Annotated in this window: 21 protein-coding genes; 10 read left to right on the forward strand and 11 right to left on the reverse strand. The window is 62.5% G+C overall.

Features of this window, described 5'->3' with window-relative positions; all coding sequences use genetic code 11:
* Window positions 1–66: 66 nt before the first annotated feature.
* Window positions 67–1,377 carry an urea ABC transporter substrate-binding protein gene (gene urtA / locus NKJ81_RS12400; RefSeq protein ID WP_352540607.1) on the reverse strand — a complete coding sequence of 437 codons (1,311 nt, stop codon included), beginning with the start codon at window positions 1,375–1,377 and terminating at the stop codon, window positions 67–69.
* A 301-nt stretch (window positions 1,378–1,678) separates the two neighbouring features.
* Here urtA and NKJ81_RS12405 point away from each other — a divergent pair, with 301 nt between their 5' ends.
* Window positions 1,679–2,074, forward strand: coding sequence for a hypothetical protein (locus NKJ81_RS12405; RefSeq protein WP_352502497.1), 396 nt, complete (start codon window positions 1,679–1,681; stop codon window positions 2,072–2,074).
* 42 nt (window positions 2,075–2,116) lie between these two features.
* On the opposite strand, the gene NKJ81_RS12410 is transcribed toward NKJ81_RS12405, so the two are convergent.
* Window positions 2,117–2,827 (reverse strand): purine-nucleoside phosphorylase, encoded by a 711-nt coding sequence (locus tag NKJ81_RS12410; protein ID WP_352502496.1) that lies wholly within the window; start codon window positions 2,825–2,827, stop codon window positions 2,117–2,119.
* Between the two features lie 83 nt (window positions 2,828–2,910).
* Window positions 2,911–5,484, reverse strand: a complete 2,574-nt coding sequence (gene cckA, locus NKJ81_RS12415) for a cell cycle histidine kinase CckA (protein ID WP_352540608.1) — start codon at window positions 5,482–5,484, stop codon at window positions 2,911–2,913.
* Between the two features lie 203 nt (window positions 5,485–5,687).
* On the opposite strand from cckA, the gene NKJ81_RS12420 reads away from it, so the two are divergent.
* Window positions 5,688–6,440: a hypothetical protein gene (locus tag NKJ81_RS12420; RefSeq protein WP_352502494.1), complete on the forward strand. Its 753-nt coding sequence runs from the start codon at window positions 5,688–5,690 to the stop codon at window positions 6,438–6,440.
* A gap of 83 nt (window positions 6,441–6,523) precedes the next feature.
* Here NKJ81_RS12420 and dksA read toward each other — a convergent pair whose 3' ends face one another.
* Window positions 6,524–6,940 (reverse strand): RNA polymerase-binding protein DksA, encoded by a 417-nt coding sequence (gene dksA, locus NKJ81_RS12425; RefSeq protein ID WP_023674847.1) that lies wholly within the window; start codon window positions 6,938–6,940, stop codon window positions 6,524–6,526.
* A gap of 260 nt (window positions 6,941–7,200) precedes the next feature.
* On the opposite strand from dksA, the gene NKJ81_RS12430 reads away from it, so the two are divergent.
* The 4 genes from NKJ81_RS12430 (at window position 7,201) to NKJ81_RS12445 (ending at window position 10,978) form a co-directional block, all read left to right on the forward strand.
* On the forward strand, window positions 7,201–7,704 hold the full coding sequence (locus tag NKJ81_RS12430; protein ID WP_352471715.1) for a SixA phosphatase family protein: 504 nt from the start codon (window positions 7,201–7,203) through the stop codon (window positions 7,702–7,704).
* Between the two features lie 62 nt (window positions 7,705–7,766).
* Window positions 7,767–9,245 carry a YcjX family GTP-binding protein gene (locus NKJ81_RS12435; protein WP_352540609.1) on the forward strand — a complete coding sequence of 493 codons (1,479 nt, stop codon included), beginning with the start codon at window positions 7,767–7,769 and terminating at the stop codon, window positions 9,243–9,245.
* Window positions 9,242–10,336, forward strand: coding sequence for a YcjF family protein (locus tag NKJ81_RS12440; protein ID WP_352471717.1), 1,095 nt, complete (start codon window positions 9,242–9,244; stop codon window positions 10,334–10,336). The genes NKJ81_RS12435 and NKJ81_RS12440 overlap by 4 nt, the downstream gene beginning before the upstream one ends.
* Before the next feature lie 87 nt (window positions 10,337–10,423).
* Window positions 10,424–10,978: a hypothetical protein gene (locus NKJ81_RS12445; RefSeq protein WP_023674843.1), complete on the forward strand. Its 555-nt coding sequence runs from the start codon at window positions 10,424–10,426 to the stop codon at window positions 10,976–10,978.
* Between the two features lie 64 nt (window positions 10,979–11,042).
* Here the strand turns inward: NKJ81_RS12445 and NKJ81_RS12450 are convergent, their stop codons facing one another.
* Window positions 11,043–11,207: a hypothetical protein gene (locus NKJ81_RS12450; RefSeq protein WP_352540610.1), complete on the reverse strand. Its 165-nt coding sequence runs from the start codon at window positions 11,205–11,207 to the stop codon at window positions 11,043–11,045.
* A gap of 134 nt (window positions 11,208–11,341) precedes the next feature.
* On the opposite strand from NKJ81_RS12450, the gene NKJ81_RS12455 reads away from it, so the two are divergent.
* Both NKJ81_RS12455 and NKJ81_RS12460 read left to right on the forward strand, forming a co-directional pair.
* A complete protein-coding gene (locus tag NKJ81_RS12455) occupies window positions 11,342–13,177 on the forward strand; it encodes a monovalent cation:proton antiporter-2 (CPA2) family protein (RefSeq protein ID WP_352540611.1) in 1,836 nt (611 codons plus the stop codon).
* A 20-nt stretch (window positions 13,178–13,197) separates the two neighbouring features.
* Window positions 13,198–13,746 (forward strand): DUF924 family protein, encoded by a 549-nt coding sequence (locus NKJ81_RS12460; protein WP_352448961.1) that lies wholly within the window; start codon window positions 13,198–13,200, stop codon window positions 13,744–13,746.
* A gap of 24 nt (window positions 13,747–13,770) precedes the next feature.
* Here NKJ81_RS12460 and folK read toward each other — a convergent pair whose 3' ends face one another.
* From folK to folP, 3 genes are read right to left on the reverse strand one after another with little or no spacing between them, the layout of a single operon-like run.
* A complete protein-coding gene (gene folK / locus NKJ81_RS12465; protein WP_352471720.1) occupies window positions 13,771–14,295 on the reverse strand; it encodes a 2-amino-4-hydroxy-6-hydroxymethyldihydropteridine diphosphokinase in 525 nt (174 codons plus the stop codon).
* Window positions 14,279–14,638 carry a dihydroneopterin aldolase gene (folB, locus tag NKJ81_RS12470; protein WP_352471721.1) on the reverse strand — a complete coding sequence of 120 codons (360 nt, stop codon included), beginning with the start codon at window positions 14,636–14,638 and terminating at the stop codon, window positions 14,279–14,281. Before folB ends, folK begins: the two co-directional genes overlap by 17 nt.
* Window positions 14,639–14,641: 3 nt before the next feature.
* Window positions 14,642–15,487 carry a dihydropteroate synthase gene (folP, locus tag NKJ81_RS12475; protein WP_352540612.1) on the reverse strand — a complete coding sequence of 282 codons (846 nt, stop codon included), beginning with the start codon at window positions 15,485–15,487 and terminating at the stop codon, window positions 14,642–14,644.
* A gap of 96 nt (window positions 15,488–15,583) precedes the next feature.
* On the opposite strand from folP, the gene NKJ81_RS12480 reads away from it, so the two are divergent.
* On the forward strand, window positions 15,584–16,201 hold the full coding sequence (locus tag NKJ81_RS12480; protein WP_023674836.1) for a DUF922 domain-containing Zn-dependent protease: 618 nt from the start codon (window positions 15,584–15,586) through the stop codon (window positions 16,199–16,201).
* A gap of 201 nt (window positions 16,202–16,402) precedes the next feature.
* Window positions 16,403–17,884, forward strand: coding sequence for an MDR family MFS transporter (locus tag NKJ81_RS12485; RefSeq protein WP_352540613.1), 1,482 nt, complete (start codon window positions 16,403–16,405; stop codon window positions 17,882–17,884).
* A 26-nt stretch (window positions 17,885–17,910) separates the two neighbouring features.
* Here NKJ81_RS12485 and NKJ81_RS12490 read toward each other — a convergent pair whose 3' ends face one another.
* The 3 genes from NKJ81_RS12490 to NKJ81_RS12500 form a co-directional block, all read right to left on the reverse strand.
* A complete protein-coding gene (locus NKJ81_RS12490; RefSeq protein WP_352540614.1) occupies window positions 17,911–18,939 on the reverse strand; it encodes an NAD(P)/FAD-dependent oxidoreductase in 1,029 nt (342 codons plus the stop codon).
* Window positions 18,940–19,021: 82 nt separating this feature from the next.
* On the reverse strand, window positions 19,022–19,342 hold the full coding sequence (locus NKJ81_RS12495; protein WP_023674833.1) for a 2Fe-2S iron-sulfur cluster-binding protein: 321 nt from the start codon (window positions 19,340–19,342) through the stop codon (window positions 19,022–19,024).
* A gap of 97 nt (window positions 19,343–19,439) precedes the next feature.
* On the reverse strand, window positions 19,440–19,808 hold the full coding sequence (locus tag NKJ81_RS12500) for an Hpt domain-containing protein (protein ID WP_292660938.1): 369 nt from the start codon (window positions 19,806–19,808) through the stop codon (window positions 19,440–19,442).
* Between the last annotated feature and the right edge of the window lie 237 nt (window positions 19,809–20,045).

A 20,045-nucleotide genomic window follows, 5' to 3' on the forward strand; every position in this document is an offset into this window, starting at 1 on the left:
CTCCGGGCAGGCTGGAGGAGGAGCCTGCCCGGAGGCTTGCGGGTCTGGGAGGACAGACCGGGAGGATCAGTTGGTTCCCTTGCCGCCGCATTTGCCGGTGGCAACGTTGAAGTTGCCGCAGGACAGAGGCGCGCGCCAATCGGAGATCAGGTCCTTGGAGTCAGGCAGATAGTCGGACCACTCGTCGCCCATCACCAGGCCGGGCGTCTGCGAAACGGTTTCGAACTGGCCGTCGGCCTGGATTTCGCCGATCAGCACCGGCTTGGTGATGTGATGGTTCGGCATCATCGTCGAATAACCGCCGGTCAGGTTCGGCACCGAGACGCCGACCATGGCGTCGATTACCTTGTCCGGATCGGTGGTGCCGGCCTTCTCGACCGCCTTCACCCACATGTTGAAGCCGATATAATGGGCTTCCATCGGGTCGTTGGTGGTGCGCTTGTCGTTCTTGATGAATTTGTGCCAGTCGGCGATGAACTTCGCGTTCTCGGGCGTGTCGACGCTCTCGAAATAGTTCCAGGCGGCGAGATGGCCGACCAGCGGCGCAGTGTCCAGACCGGCAAGCTCTTCCTCGCCGACCGAGAAGGCCATGACCGGGATGTCCTCGGCCTTGATGCCCTGGTTGCCGAGCTCCTTGTAGAACGGCACGTTGGCGTCGCCATTGACGGTCGAGACCACGGCGGTCTTCTTGCCGGCCGAGCCGAACTTCTTGATCGCCGAAACTTCGGTCTGCCAGTCGGAGAAGCCGAACGGCGTGTAGTTGACCATGATGTCTTCCGCAGCGACGCCCTTGGCCTTCAGATAGGCCTCGAGGATTTTGTTGGTGGTGCGCGGGTAGACGTAGTCGGTGCCTTCGAGAACCCAGCGCTTCACCGAATCGCCGTCCTCGCTCATCAGATAGTCGACCGCGGGAATGGCTTGCTGGTTGGGCGCCGCACCGGTGTAGAACACGTTGCGTTCGCTCTCCTCGCCCTCATACTGGACGGGATAGAAAAGGATGTTGTCGAGTTCGCTGAACACCGGCAGCACCGATTTGCGCGACACCGAGGTCCAGCAGCCGAACACCGCCGCGACCTTGTCCTTGGAGATCAGCTCGCGCGCCTTTTCGGCGAACAGCGGCCAGTTGGAAGCCGGATCGACGACCACCGCCTCGAGCTTCTTGCCGAGCAGGCCACCCTTGGCATTCTGCTCTTCGATGAGCATCAGCATGGCGTCCTTCAGCGTCGTCTCCGAGATCGCCATGGTTCCCGACAGCGAATGGAGGATGCCGACCTTGATGGTGTCGTCGGCCGCCTTGGCGGGAACGCTCATCAGCAGGCCGGCGGTGACCACGCCGGCCGAAAACATTTTTGTTATTGTCGAGAAACTGCCCCTCATACTTTTAAACTCCCAAGCTGGTTAACTGCATCGGAACAGACCATGCAACGGCTGTGCCAATCACCGGCGAAAGATCGGAGGGTTTGAGATTTCCCAGCCCTGTCAGTCGGTTAATGTATTAGCCGCAGGAGATGAACCTCGCCTGCCAGGTTTGAAATGAGAAAAGATCACTCGTATCAGCCTAAGTTTTACTCATATACAGGCCAATGCCCGAATTTTGAGCAGCATCATATGAGCGCTGGCGAGGATTGCAGCGCCGCAGCGAAATGGGGCAAGTTCGAACCCTTAAACGAGCGACGCCATGGCCTTCCGAACGTCTTGCATTTTCATCACCATGCTTCTGCTGGCGACGACGACCGTAGCGCGCGCCGGCTTCAGCGACGGCAAGCTGCCGGACGGCTCCTATCATTGCGAAGTCTATCTGCTGGGCATGTTCCTCAGCCTCGGCGACATTACCATCAAGGGAAACGTCTATAGCGGTCCGGTTAGCTTCGGCACCGCGCCGCAGAGTTATAACTACCAGATGGATGCAGACGGGGTGATTACCTGGCTGGGTCCGCTGGGCGGCTACACCAGCGGTGGCAACTCGATCTCGCTTACGCAAGCGACGCTGGAAAGCGGAACCACCCCGTCCTTCGACATCATCATGAAGCAGCCAGACGGCGCCTTTACCGCCTCGACCTGCACGAAGCGTTGAAAAGGAACCTGGCGAGGTTCCGTACTCCGAAGTAGAAGCCGCCTAGCTCTCCGCCGCCATGTCGAGCGCCAGCCGGGTCATATCGGTGAAAAGCCCCTGGCGTTCGGAATAGTCGGTCTGCTCGCCGGTTGCCACATTGTCGACGACGGTCAGGATGGACAGCGCCCGGGCGCCGAAATCGGCCGCAATGCGGTAGAGTGCGCTGGTTTCCATATCCACGGCGAGCGCCCCCTGTGCCTGTGCTTCGGCAAAGCGTTCGCGCCCCAGCGGATGATAAAAAATATCGCTGCAGATCGTCAGTCCGGCCCGATGGTCGATGCCGAGTTCCGAAGCGCGGGCCAACGCCTGGGCCAACAATGCAGGATCGGGGCCGGCATCGGCACGATAGAGACCAAAAACCTGGCCGCTCTCCGCATTTTCGCCGCGCACCGATTGTGCGATCACCAGGCTGCGCAGCGCCATCTCGGCGGTCAGGCCACCGCAGGTGCCGGTGCGGATCAACGTTTTCGCACCGTAGAAGTCCAGCAGCTCGTGCACGTAGACCAGGAATGACGGGACGCCGATGCCGGTGGACTGGATGCTGACAGGCTTGCCGCGAAACAACCCGGTAAAGCCGAGCGCGCCGCGGCGGCGGTTGACGCAGCGCGGCGCTTCCAGAAAGGTCTCCGCCATCCATTCAGCGCGCTGCGGGTCGCCCGGCAGCAGCACCGTGCTTGCGTAGTCGCCTTTGCTAGCCTCGTTGTGTGGCGTCACGGCATGCTTTCCAAAACCCGTCGCCCGTTTCGCCTGTAATCATGGCAGTCTCACGACATTGCGCAAGCGGAGCGTTGGAAGGGTCAGGATTCCAGCATGTCCTTTACGATCGTGGCCAATTGCTTGAGCGAAAACGGCTTCGGCAAGAAGCCGAAATGCGCGTCGGCCGGCAAGTTCTTGGCGAACGCGTCTTCGGCATAGCCGGACACGAAGATAAACTTGATGTCGGGCTGCCGTTTGCGCAATTCGCCAAGCAGCGTCGGGCCATCCATTTCCGGCATCACCACGTCCGACACCACGACGTCGACCTTGCCGCCGAGCGCTTCGTAGACTTCAAGCGCCTCGACGCCCGACGACGCCTCGTGGACGGTGTAGCCGCGCGATTTCAGCGCCCGCATGCCGCCCATGCGCACGGCGTCCTCGTCTTCAACCAGCAGCACCGTGGCCGAGCCCGACAGATCCTTGGCTGAGTCGGTGATCTTGGCAGGGGCGGCCGGCACTTCTCCAGCCTCGCCCGCCTTCCTTGCCTCCGCAATGTGCCGCGGCAGGAAGATGCGGAACACGGATCCCTTGCCGACTTCGGAATCGCAGAAGATGAAGCCGCCTGTCTGCTTGATGATGCCATAGACCATGGACAGGCCGAGTCCGGTTCCCTTGCCAACCTCCTTTGTCGTGAAGAAGGGCTCGAAGATCTTTTTCAGCACATCAGGCGCGATGCCGCTGCCGCTGTCCTCGACCTCGACCAGCACATAGTCGGCCGGAGTAAGTTCGCGGTAGGAAAAGGTCTTGCACTCTCCGGCGCTGACGTTGCGGGTGCGCACCGTGAGGTCGCCGCCGGCCGGCATCGCATCGCGCGCATTGACCACCAGATTGACCACCACTTGCTCGAACTGCCCGATATCGACCCTGACCGGCCACAGGTCGCGGCCATGGTCGATCTTGAGCTTGATATCGTTGCCGACCAGCCGGGCAAGCAGCATTCTGAGATCGGCGAGCACGTCGGTCAGGTTGAGCACCTCCGGCCGCAGCGTCTGCTTGCGCGAGAAGGCCAGCAACTGCCGCACCAGCGAGGCCGCCCGGTTGGCATTCTGCTTGATGTTCATGATGTCCGGGAATGACGGATCGGACGGCCGGTGGTTGGTCAACAGCAGGTCCGAGGCCATGATGATGGCGGTCAGCACATTGTTGAAATCATGCGCGATGCCGCCGGCGAGTTGGCCGACCGCCTGCATCTTCTGGCTCTGCGCCATCTGGCCCTCGAGGGCCTTTTGCTCAGTGGTCTCGACGGCATAGACGATGGCCGATTCCTCGGCGCCCTCGCCACCGGTACCGTCTGCGACCGCGTTGACGTAGAAGCGTATGTGACGCTCCTCATTGCCGGGCAGCACCGTATCGATCGGCTCGATGTCAGCCTGTTGCTGGCGTGCCTTTTCGAAGGCCGCGGCGAAAGCCGGCCGGTCGCGCTCGTGGATCACCGTATCCAGCCGCACACGCCGATCGACCGCGTCGCGGTCGACGACCGAGGAAAACAGCGACAGGAATGGCGCATTGGTGCGCAGGATGCGGCCGGCATGGTCGACGCCGGCTATCGCCATCGGCGTCGAGTTGAAGAACCGCGTGAAGCGTATTTCCGATGCGCGGAGGTCGGCCGAAGCGTCCTCGCCTTGCGTCCGGTTGAGCACGATGGTGCGAGTCGGGCCGTTGAGACCCTCTCGGCTGGCCGAGACACGATGCATGAAGCGCACCGGCAGCGCCTCGCCGGTCATTGTTGTCAGATCGAGGTCGATAACGGCATTGCGCGTGGTACCAGCGTCGGCCTTGACCGACCGGACCAGCGCCATGCCGTCGCCGGCGACGATCTCCGGCAGCGTGATGGCGCCGGGAGTGAAGCTGGCCAGGTCGATGCCCAGCCACTCCGCAAGGGTCGCGTTGATATAGGTTACGCGGCCTTCCTGGTCGGCCGAAAAGAAACCGGCCGGCGCATGGTCGAGGTGATCGATCGCCTTTTGCAGGTCGAGAAAGAACCGCTCCTGCTCGGCCCGTTCCCGCGAGATGTCGGCAAGCTGCCAGGCAAGCATGGGCAGCCGCTGGCCGGGAACGCTGAAGGCGCGGGCCCGAACGCGGTACCAGCGAGCGCCGGGTTCGGCGCCTGGCCGAATGGACTGCGCGAGCCGAAACTCGCCGTCGCCAGGCTGGCCGTCACGCAGGCCTGACGCCAGCCGGTATATGGTCACCGAGGCCTCGGGAACGTCTGAAAGCAAACCTTCGACGGTCTTGAGGTCGGCGGCCGACTCGGCACCCGTCATATCGGCATAGGTCCGGTTGGCGTAGATGATACGGCCTTTGGTGTCGGTGACCAGGAGACCTTGCGACATCGAATCGACGAAAGCTTTCGACAGTTCGTCGCTTGTCGAGCGCGGCGTGATGTGCACGAAGCCGATCGCAGTGGCGAATAGAAAGCCGACGCCGATCATCGCCAGCACGCCAAGCATGCCAAGCAGGAATGGATCGCCAAGGCGCTCGCGGAAAAGGCCGAAGACGATCGCTGCCCCAGTCAGGACGACGATGAAGACGATAAGCCGGGTGACCGCTCCCGGTCGCGTGTTCTGGTCGACGATAGGTACCGGATAGAAATCGCCGCGCGCTTCCTTGGCCATGTGCCCCCTGCTCGTGAATTCCGGTGTCGGTTGAATCATATTCTCAGGGTTGGGAAAAGGCCCGGCTGCAGATGTCCGCTAAAAATGACGCCGTTCGGCTCCCGGCGTTTCAAGCTGTTCACGAAGCGTGAAAGGCAACTTGCGGTGGCCAGCCGCAACAGTCTAGTGTCGCTTCTCTTCGAAAGCTGATTTTGGGGGAACCAATGCTGCAATGGCTGGATGGCGTGGCGGGTCCTGGTTATGCCGCAGCAATCCTATGGACGTTTGCAGTACTTGTCCTTCTGCTCATCATTCTTCTTATCATCAGGCTGATCCGCAGCCTGACGTTCGGGACATTCGTCGCCGGCGGCAGGAACCGCAAGACGCGGCTGGCTGTCATGGATGCCACAGCGGTCGACAGTCACCGGCGGCTGGTGCTGGTGCGCCGTGACGATATCGAGCACCTGCTATTGATCGGTGGTCCGACCGACGTCGTCGTCGAGCGCGACATCAGGCTCTCGGCGTTGCGGCGCCCGGCATTGACCGGAGACAACGGCCACCAGCCGGCAGCAAGGTCTGCTTCGACCACAGCCGCGCCGGTGAGGCAAGCGCCACCGCAGCCGGCAAGCGTAACCGCGACCCCTGTCCGAGCCCGCCAGACGGCGACGATGCCGGCAACAATGCCGGCGCCGGCGCCGAAACCGGCATCGAACGTCACGCCGTTGCCAAGTTATGGATCCGTCAACGCCAGTGCCTCGCGGCATGCGCAGCCGCCGGCAAGACAGGACTCCCCGGCAAGATACGAGCCGCCGGCACAGCACGAGTCGATTGACGATGCGCTGATGAAGGAGCTGGAGGTTTCCCTCGACGAGCCACGCTTCAGCCAAACGCCGAGCAAGCCGGTGGCGAAGGCATCACCCTCTCTCGACGACGAGATGACGAAGCTCCTCGGCGAGTTGTCCAATCAGAAAAGATAGGCCGATAGCGAACCGCCAATGAAAATGGCCGGAAAACCGGCCATTGTGAACGCTTTACCGATGCCGCTGTTTTTCCCGGCGACTCAGTCGTCGCGGTAGACCTTCTCGCGCCGCTCATGGCGCTCCTGTGCCTCGATCGACAAGGTGGCGATCGGGCGCGCGTCGAGCCGCTTCAGCGCGATCGGCTCGCCCGTCTCCTCGCAATAACCGTAAGTGCCTTCGTCAAGGCGCTGGAGGGCCGAATCGATCTTGGAGATGAGTTTTCGCTGGCGATCGCGGGCGCGAAGTTCGATGGCGCGGTCGGTTTCGGAGGAGGCGCGATCGGCGAGGTCGGGGTGGTTGGCGTTTTCCTGCTGCAGGATTTCGAGAGTTTCGCGCGCTTCGCGCAAGATGTCGTTCTTCCAGGTGACGAGCTTCATGCGAAAGTAGGATTTCTGCCGCTCGTTCATGAACGGCTCGTCTTCGGAGGGTACGTAATCGGCGGTAACGATGTCGTTCATTCGACTCACCCAACAAACCCCAAATTTGGCGCCTATATATTCGCGGACCGAAAGCTGCACAAGGTCAATCGACGACAGTTTCACGCAATTGTTAGTCTCGGACAAAACGGCGTCGGCGATGCCCTTTTTGCGAAGAATACGACCGAATCCGTACATGATTCGCTATGCTTGAGGGGCGCTTGCCATTGCGCACGGAGCTCTTCTGATGGCAAATCCTGCGGCGTGCTGACGGGTTCGGTGCCCGGCACAACGGGGATCCGGTGACCAGACTTTACCTGCTGAGGCATGCGAAGGCCGGCTGGGCGCTGCCTGGCGTGGCTGACTTCGACCGCCCGCTCGATCCATCCGGCTTCGCCGATGCCGAAGCGATGGGCGTCCTGATGCGTTCCCGCAAATACGCACCGGCCCTCACCCTTTGCTCAAGCGCCAAGCGCGCCCGCCAGACGCTGGAAAGCCTGGCTGGCCACACGGACACGGGCCGGGTGCTGTTCTGTGACACCCTCTACAGCGACGATGCCGCCGCGTACCTCACTGCCATCCGGCAGAATGGCGGGCTGGATGCCTTGCTCGTCATCGGCCACAATCCGATGATTGAGGATCTCGCCATGGCGCTCTCAGGCGACGGCGACGAGACCGCGCGGGCCATGCTGAACCACGGCTTCCCGACCTCCGCACTTGCGGTGGTCCGGTTCAACGGCAGACTTGCCGAGGCTGCGCCAGGCACCGGCTATCTCGAAGCCTTCCTGACGCCTGCCGATATCTGAGGCCATTTAAAAGCCGCGCATCAAAGCCTATATCGGATCCTGGCCGGCCCGCGAGAACAGATTTGGCATCATCGCTGACGACTTTTACCGACGAGGCGAAGATTGCCTTGGATACGTTGTCAGGCCGCGCTGCCGGGCTTTTCGCTCCGTCGCTGCGTCTTGGCGTGACCGGACTGTCCCGCGCCGGCAAGACGGTGTTCATCTCGGCCCTTGTGCACAATCTCGTCCATGGCGGACGCTTGCCGCTGTTTGAGGCACAAAAATCGGGGCGCATCGCCCGGGCTTTTCTCGAAGAGCAGCCGGACGACGCGGTCCCACGCTTCCAGTACGAGGATCACATCGCGGCTCTTGTCGACGATCGCGTCTGGCCGGATTCGACGCGTGCGATTTCCGAACTGAGGCTCACCATCGAATACGAATCGGCCTCTGGCTGGAGCCGCATGTTTTCCGCCGGCAAATTGTCGGTCGACATCGTCGATTATCCCGGCGAATGGCTGCTCGACCTGCCGCTGCTCGGCAAGTCCTACGCCGATTTTTCGCGTGAGGCCTTCGAGATGGCCGTGTTGGCGGTGCGTGTCGACCTTTCGCGGGAATGGCGGGCGCTCTCCGATCCGGTCGACCCCAACGCCGAGGCCGACGAGATGACGGCGCGCCGTCTCGCTGAGAGCTTCGCGGCCTATCTCAAGGCCTGTAAACTCGACGAGCGGGCGCTTTCGACCTTGCCGCCCGGCCGCTTCCTGATGCCCGGCGATCTTGAAGGCTCGCCCGCTCTCACCTTCGCGCCGCTGCCGAATCTGGGCGGCCGGCGCGCCCGCTCGGGATCGCTGCAGGCTATGATGGAGCGGCGCTACGAGGCTTACAAGACGCATGTCGTCAAACCGTTTTTTCGCGAACACATCACGCGTCTCGACCGCCAGATCGTGCTGATCGACGCATTGCAGGCATTGAATGCCGGCCCCGGTGCGATGGCCGATCTAGAGCGCGCGGTCACCGAAATCCTGTCCTGTTTCCGGCCCGGCCGGGGCAATTTCCTGACCGACCTGTTTTCGAGGCGTATCGACCGTATATTGGTGGCCGCGACCAAGGCCGACCATCTGCACCACGAAAGCCACGACCGGCTGCAGGCGATCGTGCGGCGGCTAGCCGACCGAGCCGTGGCGCGGGCGAATTTCACCGGCGCCGACGTCAACGTCGTCGCTATGGCTGCCATGCGCGCGACCCGGGAAGGCACGGTCAAGCAGGGCCGCGAGACTTTGCCGGTCATTATCGGCATGCCGTTGCGCGGCGAAAAAATCGATGGCGAAACCTTTGACGGAAAGACAGAAACAGCCATATTTCCCGGTGACTTGCCGGAGAAAGTTGATGCGGTGTTCGATGTTTCCGAATCGACCCGCCGGCAGAACGATGACGACCCCGCGATCCGCTTCGTGCGCTTTCGCCCGCCGAAACTCGAGCGCACCGCCGAGGGCGTCACGCTGTCGCTGCCGCATATCAGGCTCGACCGCGCGCTGCAGTTCCTGATCGGAGATCATCTCGCATGAGTGCGCCCCGCAGACCGGCGGCCTTTCGCATCGAGCCGGAGCCCCAGCAGAAGGAAGATTCGACGGCTCACCATACTGCGTCCGGGGCCGCGCCGGCGCGAAAGCCGCGTACCGTGACGGCGGATCTTGCCGTGGTCACACCGGCGGAGATCGACGTCTTCGACGAGCCCGATATCGTCGCCGCCGAACCGCCGCCGGCGATTGCGCCGCGAAAACGTTCGCTGCTTGGCAGCCTGTTCTTCGGCGCGCTGGGCGTTCTGGTTTCGCTCGCCGTCGGCCTCTGGACCGACCAGCTGATTCGCGACCTGTTCGAGCGCGCCGAGTGGCTGGGCTGGCTGGCTGCCGCTATGGCCGCGATCGCCATCCTGGCGCTTCTGATCATCCTCGTGCGCGAATTCATGGCGATTGCCCGCCTTGCCGAGGTCGAAAAGTTGCAGAAGCGGGCGCTCGATGCAATTGCCCGTGACGATCCGAAGGCCGCCCGCGCCGTGGTCGACGAGTTGTCGGTCTTTGTCTCGGCCAAGCCTGAAACCGCGGCCGGCAGGCGCTCGCTGGCCGAATTGCGCGGCGAGATCATTGACGGCGGCAATCTGGTGCGCCTGGCCGAGACCGAGATACTCGGCCCGCTCGATGCCCGCGCCAGGGTGATGATCCTCGAAGCGGCGAAGCGCGTCTCCCTGGTGACCGCGGTCAGCCCCCGCGCGCTGGTCGACGTCGCTTATGTCGTGTTCGAAGCCGGCCGGTTGATTCGCCGGCTGTCGGAACTTTATGGCGGCCGCCCCGGCACGCTTGGCTTTTTTCGCCTGGCGCGCAGCGTTCTGGCCCATCTCGCGGTCACCGGGTCGATCGCCGTCGGCGACAGTTTCGTCCAGCAGATCGTCGGCCACGGCCTTGCCGCCCGGCTCTCGGCCAAGCTCGGCGAAGGCGTCGTCAACGGCATGATGACTGCGCGCATCGGCATTGCAGCGATGGAAACCGCAAGGCCCCTGCCCTTTTACGCGGTCAGGCGGCCCGGATTGGGCGATTTCCTCTCCGCGCTGACCTCCTTTGCAGCAAAGAAAGAAAAAGAAACATCCGCTTCCGGAACGTGACTATTGCCTTGGGGTGACAAAGCATTAACCAATCTTGTCCATGGTCGGAAGCGTCCAAACCAGTCTCTTTGTTGCCGGGTGTCGTCGATGAAAAGCGTTATTCTGTCCAGCGGGCTGCCCGTGGCGCTCGCGCTTGTCGCAACCGTCGGCATTGCCGGAAAGACCTCGGCGGCGGAACCGGACAAGCAGTTCTTTCGGTCGGTCGAAGGCAAATGGGTCGGCCCCGGGGAAATCGTTGCCGGCAAATACAAGGGCACGAAATTCACCTGCAGCTTCATCGGCTCGACGCCTGACGGCAAGGTCGGCATGTCGCTCGACGGCGGCTGTCGGGTAGGCATGTTCACCCAGCAGATGTCGGCAACGATCGAACACAAGGGCCGGCAGGGCTACAAGGGTAGCTTTATGGGCGGGGCCGCCGGCTCCGGCCTCGACATTATCGGCGGCAATGTCGTCGATGCGCACAAGGTGGTTTTCACCATCAATCGCAATCAGTTGCGCGGCGTGATGCAGGCGCTTGTCCCCGACGACAATTCGATGACAGTGACCGTTGCCGTGCGCGTCGACCAGCAGCTGGTCCCGGTCATCGGCATGAAGCTGAAGCGGATCGATGCAGTCGAGGTCGGCTCCATAACTCCGAACTGAGCTTTCAGCGTGAGAAGGGCGGCGGCCAAACGGCGCCGCCCTCTTTTGATTTGCAAATAAGTGCTCAGCCTTTGATCGCGGCAATCACCTCGTCATAGGCCTTGCAGGCCTCGGCTGCTGTCGTGCCGCCCTGATACTTGGTTGTCACCGCCTGAAAGGGCCGCGACTTGATCGTCGCTCGCCCTTCACTGGCCGAAGCCGGGTCCTTAGCGCCGGATTGCTGGAACAAGCAACGCGCGGGAGCCCATTATCCTGTTCAGTGCGCCTGCAATATCGCCTTCACAACGCGCCGGATTCGCACTGTTCGATCCGCCCCGAAGCCCCTATCTTGGCCGCTTGTTGCAAGAGAGCGGAACGGCAGGCATGGCGGCAGAGGCATCAAACGGCGATCTGATCCAGGTGGTGGCGCTGCTTGCCGCCGGCGTCGTTGCGGTGCCGATCTTCAGGCGTATCGGACTTGGCTCCATCCTCGGCTATTTGACGGCCGGCGTCGTGATCGGTCCGTTCGGGCTGCGCATTTTTTCCGAATCGGAAGCCATTCTTCATGTCGCCGAACTCGGCGTCGTCATGTTCCTGTTCATTATCGGGCTGGAGATGCAGCCGTCACGGCTATGGGGCATGCGCCGCGAGATCTTCGGGCTTGGCGCGCTGCAGGTCGGCGTCTGCGCGGTCCTGCTGACCGGCGTCGGCCTGGCGGGAGGTTTCCCGATCGCGCAATCCTTCGTCGCCGGCGCCGGTTTCGTACTCACCTCGACGGCAATCGTCATGCAATTGCTGGAAGAACGCGGCGACCTGGCCACGCCCAAGGGCCAGCGCATCGTCTCGGTCCTGCTGTTGGAAGACCTGGCCATCGTGCCGCTGCTGGCGCTGATCGCCTTCCTCGCGCCGGGCGGCGCCGACATGAGCCTGTCGGATCGGTTGACGGAGGTCGGCATCGGCCTTGCCGCGATCGTCGGGCTGGTGCTTGCAGGACGCTATCTGCTCAATCCGTTCTTCCGTATCCTGGCGGATGCGCGCGCCCGTGAGGTGATGACCGCAGCCGCCCTTCTGGTCGTGCTCGGGTCGGCGCTCGCCATGCAGCTTTCCGGCCTATCGATGGCGATGGGCGCCTTCCTGGCCGGCGTGCTTTTGTCGGAATCGACCTTCCGCCATCAGCTGGAGGCGGACATCGAACCGTTCCGTGGCATTCTGCTCGGACTGTTCTTCCTCGCCGTCGGCATGTCGCTCGACCTGCATGTGGTCGTCGTCAACTGGCAGCTCATTGCCATCTATGTCGTCGCCTACATGATGATGAAGGCGATCGGCATCCATATCGTCGCCCGCATTCTCAAAACCGGCCACCGGGAAGCGCTCGAGCGCGCGGTCTTCATGGCGCAAGGCGGCGAATTCGCCTTCGTCCTCTATTCCGCAGCGGCGGCTGTCGGTATCATCGATAGCCAGGCCAATGCGATGCTGACCGCCATCGTCATCATTTCCATGGTGCTGACGCCCTTAGCGATCATAGCATTGCGGTATCTGACGCCACGCGACGAGCAGTCGCTTGAAGGCGTCGATGTCGCCGAAGGCCTAACCGGCAGCGTGCTGATCATCGGCTTTGGCCGGTTCGGCCAGATCGCCAGCCAGCCGCTTTTGTTGCGCGGGATTGATGTGTCGATCATCGACAATGAGGTCGAGATGATCCAGGCGGCGGCCGATTTCGGCTTCAAGGTCTATTACGGCGACGGCACGCGGCTGGACATCCTGCGTGCCGCGGGAGCCGGGCGCGCACGCGCCGTGCTGATCTGCGTTGACAAGCCCGATGCCGCCGTGCGCATCGCCGAGCTCATCAAGGCGGAGTTTCCGTTGCTGACGGTGCTGGCGCGGGCTTTCGACCGCGGCACGGCATTGCAGCTCATTCGTGCCGGCGTCGACTATCAGCTCCGCGAGACGTTCGAATCGGCGCTTGTCTTCGGCGGCTCGACACTGGAAGCTCTCGGCGTCGATCCGGAAGAGGTCGCCGAGGTAGTCGAGGACGTCCGCCGCCGCGATGCTGCCCGTTTCGAACTTCAACAGGCAGAAGGCATCCGCGCCGGGCGGCGCTTCCTCAAAGGCAATATCGGCACCCCCATCCCGACGCCGCTCAGCACGCCACGGCGCGTGGGCCAGGCGCTCAACGAGGAGACGGCCGGCGTGCTGCAGAAATCCGAGCCGGCCGATTAAACGTTGGAAAGACGCGAATGATGAACGAACTGGACGAGCGCGCTGTCTCCATCACCAGATTCTGGCGCGACGCCGGGGAGGACGCGTGGTTCGAGAAGAACGACGCCTTTGATGCCGACTTCCGCACCCGGTTTCTCGATTTGCACTTTGCCGCCGCCCGCCGCGAATGCGACGGCTGGTCCGAACACGCCGAAGGGTCGCTGGCACTGATGATCCTGCTCGACCAGTTTCCGCGAAACTGCTTTCGCGCCACCGGCCACATGTACGCCACGGACCCGCTGGCGCGGCATTTCGCCGGGAAAGCGATCGCTGCCGGCCATGACCTGGCACTCGACGAAGAGCTCCGCGTTTTTCTCTATCTGCCCTATGAGCATTCGGAGGACCTCGCCGATCAGCTCAAATCGGTAGAGCTTACCGCCGCCAAAGCCCCGATCTATCTGAAATATGCGATCGAGCATCGCGACATCATCCAGCGCTTCGGCCGCTTTCCGCATCGAAACAGGATGCTTGGCCGCGAGACGACACCGGACGAACAAATGTTCCTCGACGGAGGTGGGTTCTCCGGCTGATTTCAGGCACCGATGGCGACAGCATCAGGTTTTCCACCAATCCCGGCCTGACGCCAGCCGTTCAATGCCCGATGTGTCGACGGCGGCCAGCCGCTCCGATACGCTCTTGCCGTCGACCACAAGCTCCGGCGCAATTTCTGCCAGCGGCGCCAGCACGAAGGCGCGCTCCAGCATGCGCGGATGCGGCACCTCCAGTCCGGTCTCGTGGATGATGCGGTCGCCGAACACCAGAATGTCGATATCGATCAGGCGTGGACCCCAGCGCTCCTCGCGCACCCGCTTCAGTTTTCGCTCGGCGTCGAGGCAAAGGTCGAGCAAAGCCCGTGGCGCGAGCGCGGTCGAGATTTCGGCCGCCGCGTTGAGGAAATCCGGCTGATCGAGCTTGCCCCAGGGCGGCGTGCGGTAGAGCGACGAAACGGCAACGACGCGCGTTCTCTCGTTGGCATCCAGAATGCCCAGTGCCGCAGCCATTGACTTCGCCGGATCACCGAGATTGCCACCAAGGCTGAGATAGACGGTGTTGTTGTTGTTACTATTCTGGCCAGACAACGGTCACCTCGACATGATCGAGCACACCCGGCACCGGGGCGTTCGGCTTGCGCACGGTGATCTCGGCCTTCTTGATCTGCGGAAACCGCGCCGTCAGCGCCCTCGCCACTTCGAGCGCCAGCGCTTCGATCAGAAAGCGCCGTTCGCCGGTAATGATCTTCTCGATGACCGCAAAGGCGATGCCGTAATTGACGGTGTCCTCAATGGAATCCTCGACCAGCGCCCGCCCGGGATCCACCATGAGTGCCGCATCGACATAAAAGCGCTGGCCGAGCGTCTCTTCTTCGTCCAGCACACCGTGCCGGGCAAAGAAGGCGCAGTTCTTCATGCGGATGACATACATGGCTCAGCTTTCCCCGATCTCACGTGCCAGCATAGCATCGGCGATGGCCAGCGCATCCACGTTGATTGCGACATCGTGGACGCGAAAGAGATGCGCGCCTTTGAGCCTCAGGATGACGCTGGTGGCCGCGGTCCCGGCGCCTCTTGCGGCTGCGTCGCGGCCGGTGACGGTGCCGATAAAGCGCTTTCGCGATGTGCCGGCCATCAGTGGAAAACCCAGCGCATGAAGCTCGGAAAACCGTGCCATCAGGTCAAGATTTTCCGCTGCCGTCTCCTTGGCAAAGCCGAAGCCCGGATCGAGCACGATATGATCGTCGGCAACACCGCTCCGCCGCGCGATTTCCAGCGACTTCCTGAGGAAGAAGAGCTGATCGGCAATCACGTCCGGCAGTTTCTGCCGGTCCCGTCCCGTGTGCATGACGACAAGGCCAGCGCCGGTTTCGGCCGCGACGCGGGCAATGCCCGGCTCGCGCTGCAGGCCCCAGACGTCATTGACGATATGCGCGCCGGCTTGGACGGCAAGCCGGGCCGTATCCTCGCGATAGGTATCGACCGAGATCAGCGTTCCGCCGGCCTTCACCAGCGCCTCGATGACGGGCAGTATGCGGGTTTGTTCCTCCTTTGCGGAGACCGCAGACGCCCCGGGACGTGTCGATTCTCCGCCGATGTCGATGACAGAGGCCCCCTCCTCGACCATGCGGCGCGCCTGGGCCACTGCTTTTTCCGGCGCATCGAACAGGCCGCCGTCGGAAAAACTGTCCGGCGTGATGTTGAGGATGCCGACGACCACGGCCTTGCCGCCAAGGTCGAGATGGCGTCCGTGCGCCAACTGCCATCGCCCTGTCATCATTGCCCATCAACCATGTTCGATCCCGCGGCGTGGCGGGGGATCAATTCCGTTGCGCCGAGGACGGCGGTAAAGCAAGGTGGGGAAAGAGGCAACACGATGAAACGATCCCTCCTTTGCGCCCTGATGCTCGCTCTGACCGCATTCCCGGCCGGCGCTGCAACTCTCGTCAAGACATATAGTTATTTCCCGATCGGCGGCAGGACGCTCGACGACATCGAGACCCAGCTGTCGAAACTCGGCCCTCAGGTGAAAAGCACCGGGTCGCGGCATCCGGGAGCTACCCAGATGGCGTTCACCACCCGCGTCAGCTATGCGCAAAAGCCGGGCTCGTGCTGGATTGCCGATGCTGTCGTCACCGTCAAGGTCAAGGTCATCCTTCCTGAGTGGCGCCGCCCGCGCAAAGCCGATGCCGGCGTCAGGCTGTTCTGGGATACGTTGTCCGCCGACATCAAGCGCCATGAGGAACGCCACGTCGAGATTGCCAAGAACCACGGCCGCGAACTAGAAGACGCCTTGAAGGCGAGCTACCCGGAAAAGACCTGCGAACTGGCAAAGGCCAAGGCCGCAAAAATCACTGCGGCCATGCTTGCCAAACACGACCAGGACCAGATGCGCTTCGATCGCGTCGAAAGCGCCAATTTCCAAAGCCGCATCCTGCGGCTTTTGCACTATCGCATCGAGCGCATTGAGAACGGCCGGCTCGCTCCCGGCTGAACTCCGCGTCGTCGGACAAAGCCAATTTTGCCGAAACATAGTGCCAGCTTCGGAAAACTTTCGAGCCGCTGTCGAAATCGGCCTATAGCGAACGACATATGCCAGGTTCGCAGGGATCAGCCTCCGGCAAACGCCAATCGGCGTACTAGATGCTTCCCAGCCCGTCGCGGACGTGTACGCAGGCATAATGGATGAACGGATATGGACCAGGCTGTCGACAAGCAAACGATGGTGGAAACCAACGCGCCGCTGAACGAAACCGAGAAAAACGCCATCATCGGCGGCGTGCTTTTGTCGATGCTGCTGGCGGCGCTCGACCAGACCATCGTCGCGCCGGCGATGCCGACGATGGCACGTCTGCTCGGGCATGCCGAATATCTGCCATGGATCGTGACCGGCTATCTTCTGACCGCGACCGCCGTGGCGCCGCTCTACGGCAAGATCTCCGATATTTATGGTCGCCGGCCGACCGTCTATGCTGCAATCCTGATCTTTCTCGCCGGCTCGCTGGTCAGCGCCACGGCCCCTAACATGCTGGTCCTGGTTGTCGGCCGGGCGATCCAGGGCGCCGGCGGCGGCGGTCTGTTCGCCCTGACGCAGACCGTGATCGGCGACCTCGTGCCGCCGCGCGAGCGGGCCCGATACGCCGCCTGGATCTCGGGCACATGGGCCGTCGCCAGCATCGCCGGGCCGCTGCTCGGCGGCACCTTCGCCGAACATCTGCATTGGTCGCTGATCTTCTGGATCAACATTCCGCTGGGCCTGCTGGCCATGGCGATCATCAACAACCCGCTCAAGAAGCTGCCGATCGCCGCAAAACATCACCGCATCGACGGCCTCGGCGCGCTGCTTCTGGTCGCGGCCACCTCGCTGCTGCTGCTTGCCTTGAACTGGGGCGGCAGCGAGTATCCGTGGCTGTCGCCTGAAATCCTTGGACTGCTCGCCTGCTCGGCGGTGTTCTGGAGCGCGTTCGCGCTGCGGCTCATGCGCGCGGCCGAACCGCTGATCTCGCTCGAAGTGCTCGGCAATCCGATCGTTCTCGCCGGCACATTGTCGATGTTCCTGCTGCAGGCCGCCAATGTCGGCTTGTCGGTCTATCTGCCGGTCTACCTGCAGTCGGTCGTCGGCCTGTCGGTCAGTCAATCGGGCACCGCATTGCTTGGGCTGATGCTCGGCACGGTGGCCGGTGCGACCTTCAGCGCGCGAATGATCCCGCGCTTTTTTCACTATAAACGCATTGCCATGATCGGAACTGTTTTCTCGATCCTGTGCCTCGGCGTGCTCAGCCTGGTCGCCGGGCATGCCTCACTGTTGCTCGTCGAGGTGTTGACGACCTGCGTAGGCCTGGGCACAGGCACGACCTTTCCGGTTGCCACCGTCTCGGTCCAGAACGCCGTCGATCGTATGCACCTTGGCGTGGCGACCGGCGTTCTCACCTTCCTGCGCTCGCTGGGCAGCGCGCTTGGCGTCGCTATGCTCGGTGCCGTCGCCCTTGGTTACGGGCTGCCGCTGGCCAGCGAAGGCACGCAGCCGGCCGGCCATATCGCCTCGGCCATGCCGTTCGTGATGATCTTTCTTGCCGCGGCCGCGATCTTGCTGTTGTCGCTCATCACGCTCTGGCTGATGCCGGAGAAAACGCTTCGCGGCCATGCCGAGGCTGTGGCCCCAACCCTGGCCGAATAGACCTGTCCGGCGAAATCCGGCGAGCTTCAGTCGACCACGCCGAGCTTCTTGTGCAGGCTGGTCGACGAGGTCGTATACTGGAATACGATGCGCTCGCCGGGGCTGATGATGCGCTTGGCTGCCTGCGCCATCAAGGCGACCTCGTGGAAGCCCGACAGGATCAGCTTCAGCTTGCCGGGGTACCAGTTGATGTCGCCGACGGCGAAGATGCCGGGAACCGACGTCTGGAATTTTTCGGTGTCGACCGGGATCAGGTTCTCGTGGAGGTTGAGCCCCCATTCGGCGATTGGGCCGAGCTTCATCGTCAGGCCGAAGAACGGCAGCATCCGCGTGCACGGCACTTCGACATCGCCCTCCGGCCCCTTGATCGTGGCCGAGACTAGCTGGCCGTCGCTGCCGGTCAGGCCAGTCACCTGTCCAACCTGGAATTCCAGCTGCTTCATCTCCTGCATGGCATACATCTTGTTGACACTGTCGGGCGCTGCGCGGAATTCGGGCCGCCGGTGCACCAGCGTCACGCTCTTGGCGACCGGCTGCAGGTTCAGCGTCCAATCGAGCGCCGAATCGCCGCCGCCGACGATGACGAGGTCATGGCCGCGAAAGTCCTCCATCCGGCGCACCGAGTAGAACACGCTCTTGCCTTCATAGGGTTCGATGCCTGGAATCGGCGGCCGCTTCGGCTGGAACGAACCGCCGCCGGCGGCAATCACCACAATTTTGGTTTCGAACACCTCGTTTTCGTCGGTAATGACGCGGAAGCTGCCGTCGTCCAGCCTTTCCAGGCTCGAAACCATGCGGCTATAGGTGAATTCGGGCTTGAACGGCGCGATCTGCTCAAGCAGCTTGTCGACCAGGCCTTGCGCCGAGATCGAGGGCCAAGCCGGAATGTCGTAGATCGGCTTTTCCGGGTAGAGTTCGGCGCATTGCCCGCCGGGCCGGTCGAGTATGTCGATCAGATGGCACTTCATGTCGAAGAGGCCGAGCTCGAATACGGCAAACAGGCCGACAGGCCCTGCCCCGACAATGAGTACGTCCGTCTTGGTGATAGCGGTCATGAAGCATGCGCCTTTATGGGAAAACGGCGCGACACTGCATGACCATTGGTCCGCTGCCAAGCGGCAGCCGCAAAAATCGGCTTCAGCCCTGGCGGGCCGGCACACGCACGACCAGCCCGTCGAGGGCGTCGCGCACCTTGATCTGGCATGACAGCCGCGAGTTCGGCTGGACCTCGTAGGCGAAATCCAGCATGTCCTCTTCCATGGCTTCCGGCTCGCCGACCTCCGCCGTCCAGGCTTCGTCGACATAAACATGGCAGGTCGCGCAGGCGCAGGCGCCGCCGCATTCCGCTTCTATTCCCGGCACCGCATTGCGGATCGCATTTTCCATGACGGTCGAGCCGTTTTCGGCATCCACGTCAAAATGCGTGCCGTCATGGGCGATGAAGGTCAGCTTGGTCATTTGTCACCTGAAGGGAGTCTGAGCCGACATAATCACTCTGCCGGACAAGTCAACTGCGGCGCCAAAGCGCCGCTGTGTGGCGTTTTGGGAATAAGCGCTACCGGCTGATGGCGGCGACGAAGTCGCGCACTTCTTCGATCAGCGAGCCAAGCCGCTTCAGCGTGCTGGCGTCTTCGGGCCGGCATTCGATCGCGCTGGCGCAATCGGCAATGGCGAAGGCGCCGACCCCGCGCGCCGAGCCTTTGAGCCCGTGTGCCAATAGCAGCCGCTGCCTGACATCCGCATCGACGATCTTGTCGCGCACCGACAGCGCCTGCTGCACGAACAGAGCCAGCACCTCCTGCTCGAGGCTCCGATCGCCCATCGTCTGGCGCGCAAGATGCGCCAGGTCGATCGGCCGCGCCCCGGCTGTCCCCGACACGTCGCCGCCGGGCATCGAGAAGGCAATGCCGTTTTCGCCACGTATCACTTTGAGACTCCGTTCTTCGACCGCCGCAAAAACTAGGCGTATCCGGTGGACAACGGGTTAATGATTGGCCCGGAAAAATGTCGCGATAACGGCGCCGGAATCACGGCTGTGTTAACCTTATATTTAAAGTTTTACGTATCGGGCGGAATGCATGTTTTCTTTACCCGGCTGTGTCATTACGATACGACAGGTCCATTTTCAGCCTCCTGCGCGGGACACGCTAGGCAGAATCAA

This window comes from Mesorhizobium sp. M0018, assembly GCF_040323955.1.
Classification (GTDB): domain Bacteria; phylum Pseudomonadota; class Alphaproteobacteria; order Rhizobiales; family Rhizobiaceae; genus Mesorhizobium.

What these genes read in the sequence shown, in the direction of transcription:
- folB (WP_352471721.1), bottom strand. Translation starts at nt 14,638, where the DNA reads ATGTATGTCATCCGCATGAAGAACTGCGCCTTCTTTGCCCGGCACGGT.
- NKJ81_RS12460 (WP_352448961.1), top strand. Translation starts at nt 13,198, where the DNA reads ATGAACGAACTGGACGAGCGCGCTGTCTCCATCACCAGATTCTGGCGC.
- NKJ81_RS12455 (WP_352540611.1), top strand. Translation starts at nt 11,342, where the DNA reads ATGGCGGCAGAGGCATCAAACGGCGATCTGATCCAGGTGGTGGCGCTG.
- dksA (WP_023674847.1), bottom strand. Translation starts at nt 6,940, where the DNA reads ATGAACGACATCGTTACCGCCGATTACGTACCCTCCGAAGACGAGCCG.
- urtA (WP_352540607.1), bottom strand. Translation starts at nt 1,377, where the DNA reads ATGAGGGGCAGTTTCTCGACAATAACAAAAATGTTTTCGGCCGGCGTG.
- NKJ81_RS12480 (WP_023674836.1), top strand. Translation starts at nt 15,584, where the DNA reads ATGAAACGATCCCTCCTTTGCGCCCTGATGCTCGCTCTGACCGCATTC.
- cckA (WP_352540608.1), bottom strand. Translation starts at nt 5,484, where the DNA reads ATGGCCAAGGAAGCGCGCGGCGATTTCTATCCGGTACCTATCGTCGAC.
- NKJ81_RS12485 (WP_352540613.1), top strand. Translation starts at nt 16,403, where the DNA reads ATGGACCAGGCTGTCGACAAGCAAACGATGGTGGAAACCAACGCGCCG.
- NKJ81_RS12495 (WP_023674833.1), bottom strand. Translation starts at nt 19,342, where the DNA reads ATGACCAAGCTGACCTTCATCGCCCATGACGGCACGCATTTTGACGTG.
- NKJ81_RS12490 (WP_352540614.1), bottom strand. Translation starts at nt 18,939, where the DNA reads ATGACCGCTATCACCAAGACGGACGTACTCATTGTCGGGGCAGGGCCT.
- NKJ81_RS12405 (WP_352502497.1), top strand. Translation starts at nt 1,679, where the DNA reads ATGGCCTTCCGAACGTCTTGCATTTTCATCACCATGCTTCTGCTGGCG.
- NKJ81_RS12440 (WP_352471717.1), top strand. Translation starts at nt 9,242, where the DNA reads ATGAGTGCGCCCCGCAGACCGGCGGCCTTTCGCATCGAGCCGGAGCCC.
- folP (WP_352540612.1), bottom strand. Translation starts at nt 15,487, where the DNA reads ATGATGACAGGGCGATGGCAGTTGGCGCACGGACGCCATCTCGACCTT.
- NKJ81_RS12445 (WP_023674843.1), top strand. Translation starts at nt 10,424, where the DNA reads ATGAAAAGCGTTATTCTGTCCAGCGGGCTGCCCGTGGCGCTCGCGCTT.
- NKJ81_RS12420 (WP_352502494.1), top strand. Translation starts at nt 5,688, where the DNA reads ATGCTGCAATGGCTGGATGGCGTGGCGGGTCCTGGTTATGCCGCAGCA.